Annotated in this window: 1 protein-coding gene; it reads left to right on the forward strand. The window is 72.2% G+C overall.

Annotated features, from left to right (window positions below):
• A partial coding sequence (locus tag G6030_RS13070) for an acyltransferase domain-containing protein (RefSeq protein ID WP_182643423.1) occupies positions 1-1,988 on the forward strand: 1,988 nt, incomplete at both ends.

A 1,988-nucleotide genomic window follows, 5' to 3' on the forward strand; every position in this document is an offset into this window, starting at 1 on the left:
GCGCCGAGCTCGTCGCCGGGCTCCGCGCGCTCGCCGCGGGCGACCCGGGCCCCGGCGTGTTCAGCGCCGACGCCCCCGCCGGCACGGGCGACGTGTGGGTGTTCTCCGGCTTCGGCTCCCAGCACCGCAAGATGGCCAAGGAGCTCTACCTGTCCAACCCGCTGTTCGCCTCGTGCCTGGACGCGGTGGACGAGCTCATCGACTTCGAGGCCGGCTACCGGATCGCCGAGTTGATCCTCGACGACTCGCAGACCTACGAGCTCGAGAACTCCCAGGTCGGCATCTTCGCGATCCAGGTGGCGTTGGTAGACACCCTGCGCGCGCTCGGCGCCAAGCCCGAGGCCGTCATCGGCCACTCGATGGGCGAGGTCGCCGCCGCCTACGCGACCGGCGGCCTGAACCTCGAGGACGCGGTGCGCGTGATCACCGTGCGCTCGCGCCTCATGGGCGACGCCGAGGGGCAGGTCTCGGAGGAGGAGGCCGGCGCGATGGCGCTGGTCGAGTACTCGGCCGATGAGATCGCGCAGATCATCGCCGACAACCCGCAGTTCGCCTCCATCGAGCCCGCCGTCTACGCCGCGCCCACCCACACCACGGTCGGCGGCCGGGCCAAGCCCGTCGCCGACTTCGTCGCGTGGGTCGAGGAGCAGGGCAAGTTCGCCCGTCAGCTGCAGGTCCGCGGGGCCGGGCACACCTCGGACGTCGACATGCTGCTGGGCGAGCTGGCCGCGGAGATCGCCGGCCTCGAGCCGCGCGAACTCACCTCCGGGCTGTTCTCGTCCGTCGACCGCGAGACCTTCTACCGCGCCGGCCACGAGCCGGTCCACGCGGAGGAGTACTGGGTCAAGGGCATGCGCCACTCCGTGTGGTTCACCCACGCGGTGCGCAAGGCCGTCGACGCCGGGTACGTGACCTTCCTCGAGCTGGCCCCCAACCCGGTGGCCGCGATGTCGGTGGCCGCGACGTGCTTTGACGCCGGTCTCATGGAGCCCAACCTGCTCCACGCGCTCAAGCGCAAGGAGTCCGAGGCCGACACGCTGCTGCACGCGATCGCGCAGCTGTACGTCCACGGGCACACGATCGACATGCCCAGCGTCGTGGAGATGATCCACGGCTACGTCACCGGCCCCGACCGGTACGCGCCTGTGCCGGGCACCGCGTGGAAGCGTCGCACCCTGTGGCCGAAGGTCACGGCAGGCGGCGGGTCGGGCGAGGGCCGCATGCCGGGCTCGTACGTCGCGCTGCCCGACGGCCGTCACGCGTGGCAGGTCCGCGCCGAGGTCGTGCCCAGTGTCGACGCGCTGATGTCCGCGGCGGCCGCGGCGGTGATCGAGGGCGCGACCCTCACCGCTGTCGACCGGCCCGGCGTCCTCCCCCCCTCGGGATCGGTCACCACGACCCTCACCCCGCACCCGGGCGGGGCGTCGTTGCAGGTCCACGCCCGGTCGGACGAGGAGTCCGCGCCGTTCGTGCTGGTCGCCTCCGGTGCGGTCAGCGGTGGCGCGCCGATCGATCCGTCGACGGCGCCGGAGATGTCGCACTTCGAGTCGGACGAGTCCGACGCCCCGGTGGTCGGCGAGGACGAGGACGACGACGAGTCCGACACCCGCTGGAACCCCGAGTCCGGCGAGTCGATCAGCGACAGGCTCGCCCGGATCATCGGCTCCTCGATGGGGTACAGCCCCGACGACCTGCCGAGGGAGCTGGCACTGCTCGATCTAGGCCTGGATTCGCTCATGGCCGTGCGCATCAAGAACCGCGTCGAGCACGAGTTCTCCATCCCGCCGCTCGAGTTGCAGGCCATGCGGGACGCGTCGCTGAACGACGTCGCGGAGATGGTCCGGTTCGCGGTGGAGAACCCGGAGCAGGTCGGGGAGATCGCCGCGCAGCAGGCCCGCGGTGAGGGCGCCGTGGACGTGGCGGCCCTGCGCGACGGCGACGCCGCCGACGGCTCGGGTGCGGCTGACTCCGACGGCGCGGCCGGCTCC

The organism is Dietzia sp. E1 (assembly GCF_014145015.1).
GTDB lineage: Bacteria > Actinomycetota > Actinomycetes > Mycobacteriales > Mycobacteriaceae > Dietzia > Dietzia cinnamea_A.